At 66.3% G+C, this 13,424-nt stretch carries 11 protein-coding genes; 5 read left to right on the top strand and 6 right to left on the bottom strand.

From position 1 onward, the window contains the following. Nucleotides 1-50: 50 nt before the first annotated feature. Nucleotides 51-602: an adenine phosphoribosyltransferase gene (locus CAL12_RS25690; RefSeq protein ID WP_086067195.1), complete on the top strand. Its 552-nt coding sequence runs from the start codon at nucleotides 51-53 to the stop codon at nucleotides 600-602. Next, the gene (locus CAL12_RS25685) at nucleotides 603-1,343 is read left to right on the top strand and encodes an IclR family transcriptional regulator (RefSeq protein ID WP_086067194.1); all 741 of its coding nucleotides are present in this window, start codon (nucleotides 603-605) and stop codon (nucleotides 1,341-1,343) included. It begins immediately after the preceding gene. 1 nt (nucleotide 1,344) lies between these two features. Here the strand turns inward: CAL12_RS25685 and CAL12_RS25680 are convergent, their stop codons facing one another. From CAL12_RS25680 to ilvA, 6 genes are all read right to left on the bottom strand, one after another. After that, nucleotides 1,345-2,511, bottom strand: a complete 1,167-nt coding sequence (locus CAL12_RS25680) for an acyl-CoA dehydrogenase family protein (protein ID WP_086067193.1) — start codon at nucleotides 2,509-2,511, stop codon at nucleotides 1,345-1,347. Then, nucleotides 2,511-3,752, bottom strand: a complete 1,242-nt coding sequence (locus tag CAL12_RS25675; RefSeq protein ID WP_086067192.1) for a CaiB/BaiF CoA transferase family protein — start codon at nucleotides 3,750-3,752, stop codon at nucleotides 2,511-2,513. The genes CAL12_RS25680 and CAL12_RS25675 overlap by 1 nt, the downstream gene beginning before the upstream one ends. Beyond that, on the bottom strand, nucleotides 3,749-4,729 hold the full coding sequence (locus CAL12_RS25670) for a Bug family tripartite tricarboxylate transporter substrate binding protein (RefSeq protein WP_420042745.1): 981 nt from the start codon (nucleotides 4,727-4,729) through the stop codon (nucleotides 3,749-3,751). Before CAL12_RS25670 ends, CAL12_RS25675 begins: the two co-directional genes overlap by 4 nt. A gap of 208 nt (nucleotides 4,730-4,937) precedes the next feature. After that, nucleotides 4,938-5,324: a cupin domain-containing protein gene (locus CAL12_RS25665; protein WP_086067190.1), complete on the bottom strand. Its 387-nt coding sequence runs from the start codon at nucleotides 5,322-5,324 to the stop codon at nucleotides 4,938-4,940. A gap of 114 nt (nucleotides 5,325-5,438) precedes the next feature. After that, a complete protein-coding gene (locus CAL12_RS25660; RefSeq protein ID WP_086067189.1) occupies nucleotides 5,439-6,335 on the bottom strand; it encodes a LysR family transcriptional regulator in 897 nt (298 codons plus the stop codon). Between the two features lie 19 nt (nucleotides 6,336-6,354). Continuing rightward, the gene (ilvA, locus tag CAL12_RS25655; protein ID WP_086067188.1) at nucleotides 6,355-7,863 is read right to left on the bottom strand and encodes a threonine ammonia-lyase, biosynthetic; all 1,509 of its coding nucleotides are present in this window, start codon (nucleotides 7,861-7,863) and stop codon (nucleotides 6,355-6,357) included. Nucleotides 7,864-7,935: 72 nt separating this feature from the next. Between ilvA and CAL12_RS25650 the strand changes: the two genes are divergently transcribed. The 3 genes from CAL12_RS25650 to CAL12_RS25640 all read left to right on the top strand — a co-directional run bounded on the left by CAL12_RS25650 (nucleotide 7,936) and on the right by CAL12_RS25640 (nucleotide 13,412). Continuing rightward, nucleotides 7,936-8,466 (top strand): YqaA family protein, encoded by a 531-nt coding sequence (locus CAL12_RS25650; protein WP_086067187.1) that lies wholly within the window; start codon nucleotides 7,936-7,938, stop codon nucleotides 8,464-8,466. Nucleotides 8,467-8,617: 151 nt separating this feature from the next. Beyond that, a complete protein-coding gene (locus tag CAL12_RS25645; protein ID WP_086067186.1) occupies nucleotides 8,618-12,583 on the top strand; it encodes a DUF3683 domain-containing protein in 3,966 nt (1,321 codons plus the stop codon). Nucleotides 12,584-12,719: 136 nt separating this feature from the next. Continuing rightward, nucleotides 12,720-13,412: a GntR family transcriptional regulator gene (locus CAL12_RS25640; protein ID WP_086067185.1), complete on the top strand. Its 693-nt coding sequence runs from the start codon at nucleotides 12,720-12,722 to the stop codon at nucleotides 13,410-13,412. Nucleotides 13,413-13,424 lie beyond the last annotated feature (12 nt).

Here is a 13,424-nt window from a genome sequence, read left to right as displayed (position 1 = left end):
CCCCGCGCGGGTTATAGTTTTGGCCCACACTCCCCACGGCGGACGCCATCATGCAAACCGACTATGCCGAACTCGTCCGGCGCACCATACGCAGCGTGCCCGACTGGCCCCGGCCAGGAGTGGTTTTCCGCGACATCACGCCGGTGCTGCAGGATCCGCGTACCTTCCGTGTCCTGATCGATCTTTTCGTTTACCGCTATATGCGGCAGCGGCTGGACCTGGTGGCCGGCGTCGACGCGCGCGGCTTCATCGTCGGCAGCGTGCTGGCGTATGAGCTCAATCTCGGCTTCGTGCCGGTACGCAAGCAGGGCAAGCTGCCGTACCGTACGGTGGCGGAATCCTATGCGATGGAATATGCCAACGCGACAGTGGAAATGCACGCCGACGCGGTGCGTCCGGGCCAGCGCGTGCTGCTCGTCGACGACCTGATCGCCACCGGCGGCACCATGATCGCCGCCATCAAGCTCTTGCAGCGCCTGGGCGCCAACGTGGTCGAAGCGGCCACCATCATCGACCTGCCTTTCCTGCACGGCGCGGCAGCGGTGGCCGAGACGGGCACGCCGCTGTACTCCGTTTGCCGGTTCGAGAACGAAGCGGACTAAGTGAGCGTCAAGACGGCCCTGCGGGTCATCGAAATCATCGAAGTCTATGCGCGCGAAAAGCGTCCGCTGGCGCTTTCGGAACTGGCGCGCCTGCTCCAGGTGCCAGTTTCGAGCTGCCTGGCGCTGATCCGCACATTGGCGGAGCTGGGCTATCTGTACGAGGTCGGCCGCCGCAACGGCTACTACCCGACCAGCCGGCTGCTGGCCATGGCGCAGCAGATCGCCCGCAACGATCCGGTGCGCGATCGCGTGTATCCCAGCCTGCTGGAATTGCGCGAGGCCACGCAGGAAACCGTGGTGTTCGCCAAGCTCACGCCCGAGCATCGCGTCGTCTACCTGGAAGTCCTGGATTCGCCGCACACCATCCGCTACGCGCCGGTCGCCGGCGAATTCCGCGAGTTGCACGCCAATTCGCTGGGCAAGGCGCTGCTGTCCACGCTGCCGCCCGCCAGGCAGTTGGAACTGCTGCGGCGCGGACCGCTGACCCGCTACAACGACAGGACGCTGGTGGAGCCGGAAGCGGTCCTCGCCGAAATCGCCGCGTCGCGCCAGCGCGGCTGGTTTCGCAACCTGGGCGAATCGCTGGCGGAGGTCGGCGCCATCGCCTGGCCGCTGTCGCTGGGCGGCGAACACTACGCCATTTCCGTGGGCGCGCCGGTGTATCGCATCGAGCCCAACCAGGATGCGTATGCGCGCATCCTGCGCGCCGCCTGCGCGGCGCTGGAGCAGAACGCGATCTGAATCAGTAGGACTTCGGCAGCCCCAGCACCTTTTCCGCGATGAAGCACAGGATCAGCTGCGGACTGACCGGCGCGATGCGCGGGATATAGCTTTCGCGCAGCAGGCGTTCGACGTGATATTCCTTGGCGTAGCCCATGCCGCCGAGCGTCAGTATCGCCGTCTGGCAAGCGTTGTGGCCCGCTTCCGCCGCCAGGTATTTGGCCGAATTGGCGTAGGGCGCGCAGGGCTGCCCGGCGTCATACAGCGACGCCGCCTTGAACACCATCAGATCGGCGGCTTCCAGCTGCATCCAGGCCTGGGCCAGCGGATGCTGCACGCCCTGGTTCTGGCCGATGGGGCGACCGAATACCGTCCGTTCGTTGGCATAACGCACCGCGCGCGACAAGGCGGCGCGGCCGATGCCTATCGCCTCGGCGGCGATGAGGATGCGTTCGGGATTCAAGCCATGCAGGATGTATTCGAAGCCGCGGCCTTCCTCGCCGATCCGGTCGGCAACGGGAATGCGCAACCCGTCGATGAACAGCATGTTGGAGTCGACCGCCTTGCGGCCCATCTTGTCGATCTCGCGTACTTCCACGCGCTCGCGATCCAGGTCGGTGTAGAACAGCGACAGGCCTTGCGTGGGTTTCGCCACGTCCGACAACGGCGTGGTGCGCGCCAGCAGCAGCATCTTGTGGGCGACCTGCGCGGTGGAAATCCAGATCTTGCGGCCGTGCACCACGTAGTGGTCGCCTTCGCGCACGGCGCGCGTCTTCAGCCGCGTTGTGTCCAGGCCGGCGTCGGGTTCCGTGACCGCGAAACAGGCCTTGTTGCGGCCGGCGATCAGGTCGGGCAGCCAGCGCGCGCGTTGCGCGTCATCACCGAACACGACCACGGGGTTCAGGCCGAAGATGTTCATGTGGACGGCCGACGCGCCGGCGAAGCCCGCGCCCGACGCGGCGATCGTCTGCATCATCAGCGCGGCTTCGGTCATGCCCAGTCCGGCGCCGCCGTGCTCGGGCGGCATGGCGATACCCAGCCAGCCGTCGCGTGCCAGGTCGGCATGGAAATCGTGCGGAAAGCCGCCTTCGCGGTCGCGCTCCAGCCAATAGTCGTCGGGATAGCGCGCGCAGATCTGTTCGACCGCGTCGCGGATGGCCAGTTGTTCGGGTGTGAAGCTAAAGTCCATCAGCGTGTTCCGTCGTGGGTGGCCTGGGCGTCGAGCAAGGCCTGGATGGCCGATTCGGCGAAGCCCGCCTCGCGCAGGACTTCGATGCTGTGTTCGCCCAGCCGGGGGGCCGGCCGGCGCAGATCCGTCGGCGTGCGGTCGAAGCGGCCCAGCGGCGCGGGCGTGCGCAGCCGGCCTTCGGTGGGGTGTTCGATGGTGCGGATGAAACCCGTGGCCCGCAGGTGCGGATCGGCGACCAGGTCTTCGATGCCGTACAGGCGCGATGCCGGTATGTCGGCGGCCGCCAGCAGCGCCAGCCAGTCCGCCGTGTCGCGCGTCAGCATGACCTGGGCGACGTAGGCATAGACCTCGCCGATATGCGCGGCGCGCGCGGTATGGGTGGCGAAGCGCGGGTCCACGGCCATCTCGGGCTGTCCGATCGCGTCGAAGAAATTGCGCCAGTGCTTGTCGTTGTAGATCAACAGGCAGACATGGCCGTCGCGTGTGGCGTAGGGTTTGCGGTGCGGCGCCAGCAACCGCGCATAGCCCGTTTCGCCCAATGGCGGATCGAAGGTCCAGCCGCCCAGGTGATCGCCCAGCACCATGTGCGCCATGCCTTCGAACATCGGTATTTCCACGCTTTGTCCTTGTCCGGACGCCCGCGCATGCACCACCGCCGCCAGCAGCGCGATGGCCACATGCAGGCCGACGGCGCGGTCCGCCAGCGTCAGCGGCGCATAGCGCGGTTCGTCCTGGCTCTGGCGGCGGAACAGGTCGGCGATGCCGGTCTGGCCCTGGATCAGGTCGTCGTAGGCCGGACGGCCCGCATACGGGCCGGACTCGGCATAGCCGTAGGCCCCGGCGTAGACAATGCGCGGCTGTCGCGCCGCGAAGGCGGCATAGTCCAGTCCCAGACGGGCCATGGCGCGCGGGCGTATGTTGTACAGCACGGCGTCGCAATCCGCCGCCAGCGCGAGGCAGGCATCGCGCGCCGCCGCCTGTTTCAGGTCCAGCACCACGGATCGCTTGTTGCGGTTCAGGTGCAGGTACAGGTGGCCCATGCCCGGGTTGCGCATGGGACCGACCGCGCGCATGTTGTCGCCCGCCGGGGATTCCACCTTGATGACGTCGGCGCCCAGGTCGGCCAGGATCTGCGTGGCGTAGGGGCCCATGACCACCGCGGTCAGGTCCAGGATGCGCACGCCCGCCAGCGGGCCTTGGGCCGGCGCGGGGGCGGTGGGCGCGTTTGCTTGCTGTGTCATTCCTGCTGTATCCCCGCGTCCTTGATCAGCTTGCCCCACAGTTGCAGTTGCTGGGCGACGAACGCCGCGAAGTCCTCGGGCGTGCCGCTGAAGGCGTCGAAGCCCAGGCCGGCCAGTTGCTTGCGCACCTGCGGGTCGGCGACGATCTTGTTGATGGCCGCGTTCAACGTATGCACCACGTCCGGTGGCATGCCGGCCGGGCCGAAATAGCCGTTCCAGGAGTTGATGTCGAAGTCCGGAACGCCGGAATCCTCCATCGACGGAATGTCGGGTACCACGCTGCTGCGCGCGGCCGTGGACACGGCCAGGGCGCGCATCTTGCCCGATTGCACGAAAGGCAGGCCGGACGCGACATCGGTGAACATCATGTCGACCTGGCCGCCCACCACGTCGGTGATGGCCTGGGGCGTGCCCTTGTAGGGGATGTGCACGATGTCGATGCCAGCGCGCCGGGCCAGGGTGGCGCCCGCCACGATGCCCGTGCTGTTGCCGCTGGCATAGGTCAGCTTGCCCGGGTGGGCCTTGGCATAGGCCACCAGCTCGCGCACCGATTTGACGGGGAGCTTGGGATTCACGACCAGGATGAAGGGCAGGTTGCCGCCGCGTGCGATCGGCGTGAAGTCCTTCACCGGGTCGTAGGGGACGTTCTTCATCAGGTAGGGCGCGGCCGAATGGGACGTGTTGGTGGTGACGAAAAGGGTGTATCCGTCCGGCTTGGCGCGCGCGACATAGGACGCCGCGATCGAGGCGTTGCCGCCTGGCTTGTTTTCCACCACGACCTGGCCGTTCAGGATGCGGCCCAGCTCCATGGCGAAGATGCGGCCCACGGCGTCGGTGCCGGATCCGGCGGGAAAGGGGACGACCAGGGTGATGGGCCGGTCCGGATAGGCTGCCGCGGCCTGGCCTTGGGCCAGCAGGCTGGCGCCGGCCAGGCATAGGGCGGCGGCTGCGGCGGCGAGGGCTCGGGTGCGGCGCACCGGCCGCGCCGGCGCGGCCGCTGGTGTCGGGTGGGGGAGGGTAGGCGCAATGCGGGGAGGCATGGGGGCCGGGATACGGGCCGGGTGGGCCGAGTGGGCCAATTGGGCCGGTATGAGGGTCGGGCGTGTCATGGTGCTTGTCTCCTGGTTTTGTTCTGTTTGCCGGATCGCCAGCGCGAGGCGTGCTCGCCGGATGCCGCGGACGCCGTCAGCGGACGACGCGGTCCGGGTTCTCTTCATAGGGCGGCGTATAGATCACCAGCAGCCGGGCGGGCTCGTCGCTGGTGACGGTGAACACGTGGGGAATATCGGGCGGGAAGTAGCAGCAGTCGCCCGCCTGCATTTCCGCCGCGACGCCGTCCACCTCGGCGCGCGCAGTGCCGGACAGGAGGTAGCAGACCTGTTCGATCCCGGGGTGGGCGTGCGGAAGCGCGCCCTTGCCTTTCTCGATCACGCCCAGGATGACCTCGACATGGCGGGCCCCGACGTTCTGCGCGCCGATCAGGCGCCGGTTGGTGGTGCCCAGGTGGTTGGCCGGGTGATAGCCCGGGACATCGGCCTCGCGGACCAGCCAGGCAGGGGTAGTGGACGCCATCGTTGTCTCCATTTTTCTGTACGTGAATCTATTTTCACAACCATGAAAAACGGAGTCAAGGCAAAAAAACGCCCTGGCCGCGAAAGCGGCCTGTCCTTGGGTAGCGGAGGCGGATCAGCTGCGGTCTTGCAGCCGCGGCTGGATGAAATCCAGGAAGGCGCGCGTTTTCGCCGGCACGGTGCGCGACGGCAGCAGCGCGAACAGCGGCAGGGGCGTCAGGCTCCAGTCCGGCAGGACCCGCACCAGCCCGATATTGGTGATGGCCTTTTCCATGGCATGGAAGACCGGCAGCGGCACGATGCCCATGCCGCGCGCGGCCAGCCGGCCCAGCATGCCGGCATTGTTGGCGACCAGCCGTCCGAACACCGATACGCGTTCGACCCGGTTGCCGGAATGCAGCATCCAGTTCGACGCGTTCCCGTCGCCGGCGGGGAAGCGTAGGCAATCGTGGTGACTGAGGTCCGCCGGTGTCAGCGGCTGCCCGTGCCGCTCCAGATAGGCCCGAGACGCGTAGAGCTGATGTTGCATCAGCATGATCTGGCGTGAAATCAGGCTGGAATCCGGCTGCGGACCCAAGCGCAGCACCAGGTCGAAGGGATTGCTGATCGGGTCGAGCTGGCGCTCCGTCACATCGAATTCACATTCGATGTCGGGATATTGATCGTTGAACTCGCGCATGACCACGGGCAGGACCAGCGCGGCCAGGCTGGGAAACATGGAAACACGCAGCCGGCCCCGCGGCAGGGCCGCCATATCCTGCAGCTGTTCGTGCGCGACGCGGGCTTCCTCGATGATGTGGCGGCAGCGTTCGAAGTACAGCGCGCCGGCTTCCGTCAGGTCGATGCGGCGCGTCGTACGCGTCAGCAACTGCAAGCCGATGCGATGCTCCAGCTCGGTCACCCGCTTGGACAGCGTCGCCGACGGGATGCTTAATGCCTCGGCCGCATGGCTGAAGTTCTTGCGCTTGGCCACTTCGACGAACAGGGCGATGTCATTGAGCTGGATGTCCATCCGGCGTCTTCCGCGGCAGTCAGAGTATCAGTTTATATGCCGGATTCTCGGTCTCGTTCCAGCACGGATACGCCAGTTCGGCGATGAAGTCCTTGAACTGCTTCTTATCCGAAGGCGGCACCTGGATGCCGACCAGGATGCGGCCATAGTCGGCGCCCTGGTTGCGATAATGGAACAGGCTGATGTTCCAGCTGGGGTTCATGGTGCTCAGGAAACGCATCAGCGCGCCAGGGCGTTCGGGGAATTCGAAGCGATACAGCAATTCGTCGTGCGCCAGCGCCGAGCGGCCACCCACCATATGGCGCAGGTGGGTCTTGGCCATTTCGTCGTGCGTCAGGTCCAACGTGTCGAAGCCGTGGCGGCGGAAATTGTTGGCCAGCTTTTCCGGCTCGGACGGCGACGCCACCTGGACGCCCACGAACACATGGGCGCGCACGGCGTCGGAAATGCGGTAATTGAACTCCGTGACGCTGCGGTCGCCCACCAGTTCGCAGAACTTGCGGAAGCTGCCGCGCTGCTCCGGCATGGACACCACGAATACCGCTTCGCGCATTTCGCCCACTTCGGCGCGGTCGGCGACGAAGCGCAGGCGGTCGAAGTTCATGTTGGCGCCGCAGGCGATCGCCGCCACGGTCTTGTTCTTCCATTTGTGCTGGGCCAGGTATTGCTTGGCGCCGGCCACGGCCATGGCGCCGGCCGGCTCCAGCACGCTGCGCGTGTCCTGGAACACGTCCTTGATGGCGGCGCAGATCGCGTCCGTATCGACCACGACGAAGTCGTCGACGTACTTGCGCACCAGCTTGAAGGTTTCGGCGCCCACCTGCTTGACCGCCGTGCCGTCGGAAAACAGCCCGACGTCGTTCAGCACCACGCGGCGGCCGGCGCGCACGCTGCGCAGCATGGCGTCGGAGTCCTCGGTCTGCACGCCGATGATCTTCACGTCCGGGCGCAACTGCTTGATATAGGCGGCGACGCCGGATATCAGGCCGCCGCCGCCGATGGCGACGAACACCGCGTCGAGCTGGCCGGGGTGCTGGCGCAGGATCTCCATACCCACCGTACCCTGGCCGGCGATGACGTCAGGGTCGTCGAAGGGGTGGACGAAGGTCAGCTTCTGCTTGCGTTGCAGTTCCTGGGCGTGGGCGTAGGCGTCGGAAAAGCTTTCGCCGGCCAGGACGACTTCGCCACCCAGGCGGCGGACCGCGTCGATCTTGACGTCGGGCGTGGTGGTGGGCATGACGATGACAGCGCGGCAGCCCAGTCGCCGTGCCGACAGGGCCACGCCCTGCGCATGGTTGCCGGCCGACGCGGCGATCACGCCGCGCGCCAGCGCCGCGGGCGCCATGTTGGCCATCTTGTTGTACGCGCCGCGCAGCTTGAAGCTGAAGACCGGCTGCGTGTCCTCGCGTTTGAGCAGCACCGTGTTCGAAATTCGCTGGGACAGCAGAGTCGCGGGTTCCAGCGGAGACTCGACGGCGACGTCGTAGACTTTCGAAGTCAGGATGCGTTTCAGATAGTCGGTGGACATGGACTGCACGGCACGGGATGGAAAGCGTCGGGCAGATTACCACGGACGCCGCCGCCGGCTACACTGCGCGGGATGGAAGCCGCCCTGACGTCCGCCGTGAATTGGCTTTTGGCCACCCTGGCCTTGCCCAATGTGGGGCTGAGCGCCATTTTCATCGTGAGCCTGGTGTCCGCGACCTTGCTGCCGCTGGGTTCGGAGCCGGCGGTCTTCGGCTACGTCAAGCTGATGCCCGATATGTTCTGGCCGGCCGTCCTGGTGGCCACCGCCGGCAACACCGTGGGCGGGGCGATCAGCTACGCCATGGGCTGGGGCGCCTGGCGGGCCGCCGAGCGCTGGAAGGAAAAGCATCCGCATCGCGCCCACGAGGCCCGCGCCAACGCCGGCGAAGGGCGCTGGCACCGCAAGGCCCAGGACTGGCTGCATCGCATGGGGCCGCCGGCCCTGCTGCTGTCCTGGGTGCCCGCGGTCGGCGATCCGCTCTGCGCGGTGGCGGGCTGGCTGCGCCTGTCCTTCTGGCCTTGCGCAATCTATATGGCCATCGGTAAATTCCTGCGCTATCTCGTCATGACGGGCAGCCTGATCTGGATGTTTCCCCACGTCTGACGCCGGCACGTCAGCCCCGTCCCGGCCGTGTGCCTGGACCTGCTTCAGCTCCGTGTCAGCCATGCGCCGCGTCGGCGCAATCCTGGGGTTATTTCCAGGCGGTTCCCTCCCATGGCGTAAAATATTTTTTTAAGGGCAACCCTTCGCTTCCATGAACGCCCCCCTCGCCAGCCAGCTACTGAACGCGGCGGTTCCGCCGGCACCGGGCACCCGCCTGCGTGAAATCCCCTACAACTACACATCGTTTTCCGACCGCGAAGTCGTGGGCCGGTTATTGGGCGAGGACGCCTGGCAACTGCTGACCGATCTGCGCGGGGAACGCCGCACGGGCCGATCCGCGCGCATGCTGTATGAGGTGCTGGGCGATATCTGGGTCGTGCGCCGCAATCCCTATCTGCAGGACGACCTGCTGGACAACCCCAAGCGCCGCCGCCTGCTGATCGAGGCGCTGCACCATCGCCTGGGGGAAATCGACCGGCGCCGCGAGCCCGGCCGCATCGATTTCCAGGAAGGCCACGACCTCTACCGCGACGAAAAGGTGCTGCAGCTGATCGAACGCGCCCGCGCGGCCGTGGCCAGCTTCGAGGCCCAGTTCGACCAGACCGCCCAGCTGCGCCGCCAGACGCAGAAGGTGCTGGGCCGCATCACTGGCCGCGACAACATCAAATTCGACGGCCTGTCGCGCGTCTCCCATGTGACCGACGCCACCGACTGGCGTGTCGAATATCCCTTCGTCGTCCTGACGCCGGACAGCGAGGACGAAATCGCCGCCCTGGTGCGCGGCTGTTTCGAGCTGGGCCTGACCATCATCCCGCGTGGGGGCGGCACCGGCTACACGGGCGGCGCCATACCGCTGACCTGGAAGTCGGCGGTCATCAACACGGAAAAATTCGAAACGCTGGGCACGGTCGAGCTGACCGAGCTGCCCGGCGTCGATGAACCCGTGGCGACCGTGTTCACGGGTGCCGGCGTCGTCACCAAGCGCGTGGCGGATGCCGCCGCGCAGGCCGGCTACGTGTTCGCCGTCGACCCGACGTCGGCGGAAGCGTCCTGTGTGGGCGGCAACATCGCCATGAACGCCGGCGGCAAGAAAGCCGTGCTGTGGGGCACCGCGCTGGACAACCTGGCCTGGTGGCGCATGGTGGATGCCGAAGGCAACTGGCTGGAAGTCACCCGCCTGGAGCACAACCGCGGCAAGATCCACGACGTCGACGTGGCGCGCTTCGAACTGAAGTGGTTCGACGGCCGGGGCAAGCCCGGCGAAACGCCGCTGCGCAGCGAGACCCTCGAAATCGAAGGGCGCCGTTTCCGCAAGGAAGGCCTGGGCAAGGACGTCACCGACAAATTCCTGGCCGGCCTGCCCGGCGTGCAGAAGGAAGGCTGCGATGGCCTGATCACCTCCGCGCGCTGGGTGTTGCACCGCATGCCGGCGCATACGCGCACGGTTTGCATGGAATTCTTCGGCCAGGCGCGCGACGCGATCCCGTCGATCATCGAGGTCAAGCACTACCTGGACAACGAGGGCAAGCAGCGCGGCGCCATCCTGGCCGGCCTGGAGCACCTGGACGAACGTTATCTGCGCGCGGTCGGCTACGCCACCAAGAGCAAGCGTGGCGTATTGCCCAAGATGGTGCTGATCGGCGACATCGTCGGGGACGACGAAGCCGCGGTCGCCACCGCCGCCAGCGAAGTCGTGCGCCTGGCGAATACACGCCATGGCGAAGGTTTCGTGGCCGTCAGCGCCGAGGCCCGCAAGAAGTTCTGGGCCGACCGCTCGCGCACCGCCGCCATCGCCCGCCATACCAACGCCTTCAAGATCAACGAAGACGTGGTGATTCCGCTCGGCCGCATGGGCGAATACACCGACCATATCGAGCGCATCAACATCGAGCTGTCCACACGCAACAAGCTGCGGCTGCTGGACGAACTGCAGGCCTTCCTGGACCAGCCGCTGCCCTTGGGCAAGGCGGAGGACGCCGAGGACGCCGAAATCACCCGGGCCGAAGTGCTGGCCGAGCGGACGCGCCAGGCGCACGAGCTGCTCGCCGTGACGCGCGCGCGCTGGCATTACCTGCTGAACGAACTGGACAAGCCCCTGACGCAGGCGCTGCCGGATCTGCCGGGCCTGGGCATGGGCCATATGCAGTCCACGCTGGCCGACCGCATCGCCGTGCAACCCGGCGCGCGCGTGTTCGACGTCGTGCAGGACCGCACCGTGCGGGTGTCCTGGAAAACCGAAATCCTGGCGCAGCTGCAGGGCATTTTCTCCGGCTCGGCGTGCAAGAAGGTGCTGGACGAGATGTGCGCCATCCACGCGCGCGTGCTCAAAAGCCGTGTGTTCGTCGCGCTGCACATGCACGCCGGCGACGGCAACGTGCACACCAATATCCCGGTCAACTCGGACGACTACGGCATGCTGCGCGAAGCGCATGAAGCCGTGGCGCGCATCATGCAGATCGCCCGCGACCTGGACGGCGTGATTTCCGGCGAGCACGGCATCGGGCTGACCAAGTACGAGTTCCTGACGCAGGAAGAGCTGCAACCCTTCCAGGACTACAAGCGCCGCGTCGATCCGCATGGCCGTTTCAATGCCGGCAAGCTGATGCCGGGCGCCGACCTCACGCATGCGTGGACGCCCAGCTTCAACCTGATGGGCCATGAGTCGCTGATCATGCAGCAGAGCGACATCGGCGCCATCTCGTCGTCGATCAAGGACTGCCTGCGCTGCGGCAAATGCAAGCCGGTGTGCGCCACCCACGTGCCGCGCGCCAACCTGCTGTATTCGCCTCGCAACAAGATCCTGGCGACGTCGCTGCTGGTCGAAGCCTTCCTGTACGAGGAACAGACCCGCCGCGGCGTCAGCCTGAAGCACTGGGAAGAGTTCGAGGACGTGGCCGATCACTGCACCGTCTGCCACAAGTGCTACAACCCCTGTCCGGTCGACATCGATTTCGGCGACGTGTCGATGAATATGCGGGCACTGCTGCGCCGCATGGGACGCAAGTCCTTCAATCCCGGCACCGCGGCGGCGATGTTCTTCCTGAACGCCAAGGATCCGGCCACCATCAATGCCACGCGCAAGGCCATGGTGGGCGTCGGATACAAGGTGCAGCGCGCGGCCAACGACCTGCTGTCGGGCCTGGCCCGCAAGCAGACGCGGCATCCGCCGGCCACCGTGGGCAAGGCGCCGATGCGCGAGCAGGTGGTGCATTTCATCAACAAGAAGATGCCTGGCGGCCTGCCCAAGCAGACCGCGCGCAAGCTGCTGGACATCGAGGACGCCAATTACGTTCCCATCATCCGCGACCCGCGTTCGACGTCGGCCGATACCGAGGCCGTGTTCTATTTCCCGGGTTGCGGATCCGAACGCCTGTTCTCGCAGGTAGGCCTGGCTACGCAGGCCATGCTGTGGCATGCGGGCGTGCAGACGGTGCTGCCGCCGGGCTACCTGTGCTGCGGCTATCCCCAGCGCGGCAACGGCATGAACGACAAGGCCGAACAGATCATCACGGACAACCGGGTGCTGTTCCACCGCGTCGCCAATACGCTGAACTACCTGGACATCAAGACGGTCGTGGTCAGCTGCGGTACCTGCTACGACCAATTGTCCGGCTACGAATTCGACAAGATATTCCCCGGCTGCCGGCTGGTGGACATCCATGAATACCTGCTGGAAAAGGGCATCAAGCTGGACGGCGCGCAGGGCGTGCGCTACATGTACCACGACCCTTGCCATACGCCGATGAAGCTGCAGGATCCGATGAAGACGGTCAAGTCGCTGGTCGGCGACGCGACCATCAAGAGCGAGCGTTGCTGCGGCGAGTCCGGCACGCTGGCCGTCACGCGGCCGGACATCTCGACGCAGGTGCGCTTCCGCAAGGAAGAAGAGCTGCGCAAGGGCAGTACGGCGGTGCGCGCCGACGGCTTCGACGGCGACGTCAAGGTGCTGACCTCGTGCCCGTCCTGCCTGCAGGGACTGTCGCGGTACAAGGGCGATACCGCGATGGAAGCGGACTACATCGTCGTCGAGATGGCGCGCCATATCCTTGGTGCGGACTGGATGGAGAACTACGTCAAGCTGGCCAACTCGGGCGGCATCGAACGGGTCCTGGTATAGCGCCGGCGCAAAACATCGCGGCATGCGCCGCGATGTTTTGAATAATGACAATAGCGCCGTTTCGTTTCCTGTCCGGTTGTATCATTGTGTGATGCGCCACAAGCGTGCAACATGATCGCCCTTCAGGAAACAACGAATGGAAATCAAGGCGCCTGTCACCATCCCGTACATGCTGTACGAGCAGCTCCGTCAGATGATCATCGACGGGACCCTGGCGCCGGGACAGCCGCTGCGCGAACAGGAGCTCGAACGGCGTTTCGGCACCAGCCGCAGTCCCATACGCGAAGCGCTGCGGCTGCTGGAATTGAGCGGTCTTGCCACCCACGCGCAGCGGCGCGGCTTCCGGGTGGTGCTGTACACCGAACGAGAAATTCGCCAGCTATACCTGTTGCGGGCCGAACTGGAGGCCTACGCGATCAGGGGTTTGGCCGACCAGCAGGATCTGGAGCCCTTGCTGGCGCGCCTGCGCGACGCCCACGAAAGACTGCGTGGCTGCGACCCCGGCAACGCCGTGCTCAGTTACCTGTCGACGGTGCGCGGCGCCTTCCTCACGATCGTCGATTCCCTGCGCAACCAGCCGCTGCGCGAAGCGGTGCATCGCTTGAACGAGCGCTGCGAGCCGCTGCGCTACAACCTGTTCCGCCGCGGGTTCTATGACGTCGGCGCGTCCGCCTGTTATGTCGGCAGCGTGGTGAACGCGCTGGCGCAGCGCGACTTTGCCCGCGCCGCTGAAATACGGCGCGAATGCGCGGAGTGGATATTGCCGCTGGTGCTGCGGGCCTATGCGGAGGAAGTCGACGCGCGCGGCACGGGCGACGCGTCGGCCTGAACCCTGGGCCGC

The organism is Bordetella genomosp. 8, assembly GCF_002119685.1.
In the GTDB taxonomy this organism is placed as follows: Bacteria; Pseudomonadota; Gammaproteobacteria; order Burkholderiales; family Burkholderiaceae_B; genus Bordetella_C.
The sequence above is the reverse complement of the archived record's forward strand: the minus strand, read 5'-3'. Positions and strand labels throughout refer to the sequence as shown.

Bases quoted from the DNA above. Each gene is read 5' to 3' on its own strand.
- CAL12_RS25690 (WP_086067195.1), top strand. From the start codon at position 51: ATGCAAACCGACTATGCCGAACTCGTCCGGCGCACCATACGCAGCGTG.
- CAL12_RS25680 (WP_086067193.1), bottom strand. From the start codon at position 2,511: ATGGACTTTAGCTTCACACCCGAACAACTGGCCATCCGCGACGCGGTC.
- CAL12_RS25675 (WP_086067192.1), bottom strand. From the start codon at position 3,752: ATGACACAGCAAGCAAACGCGCCCACCGCCCCCGCGCCGGCCCAAGGC.
- CAL12_RS25665 (WP_086067190.1), bottom strand. From the start codon at position 5,324: ATGGCGTCCACTACCCCTGCCTGGCTGGTCCGCGAGGCCGATGTCCCG.
- CAL12_RS25660 (WP_086067189.1), bottom strand. From the start codon at position 6,335: ATGGACATCCAGCTCAATGACATCGCCCTGTTCGTCGAAGTGGCCAAG.
- ilvA (WP_086067188.1), bottom strand. From the start codon at position 7,863: ATGTCCACCGACTATCTGAAACGCATCCTGACTTCGAAAGTCTACGAC.
- CAL12_RS25650 (WP_086067187.1), top strand. From the start codon at position 7,936: ATGGAAGCCGCCCTGACGTCCGCCGTGAATTGGCTTTTGGCCACCCTG.
- CAL12_RS25645 (WP_086067186.1), top strand. From the start codon at position 8,618: ATGAACGCCCCCCTCGCCAGCCAGCTACTGAACGCGGCGGTTCCGCCG.
- CAL12_RS25640 (WP_086067185.1), top strand. From the start codon at position 12,720: ATGGAAATCAAGGCGCCTGTCACCATCCCGTACATGCTGTACGAGCAG.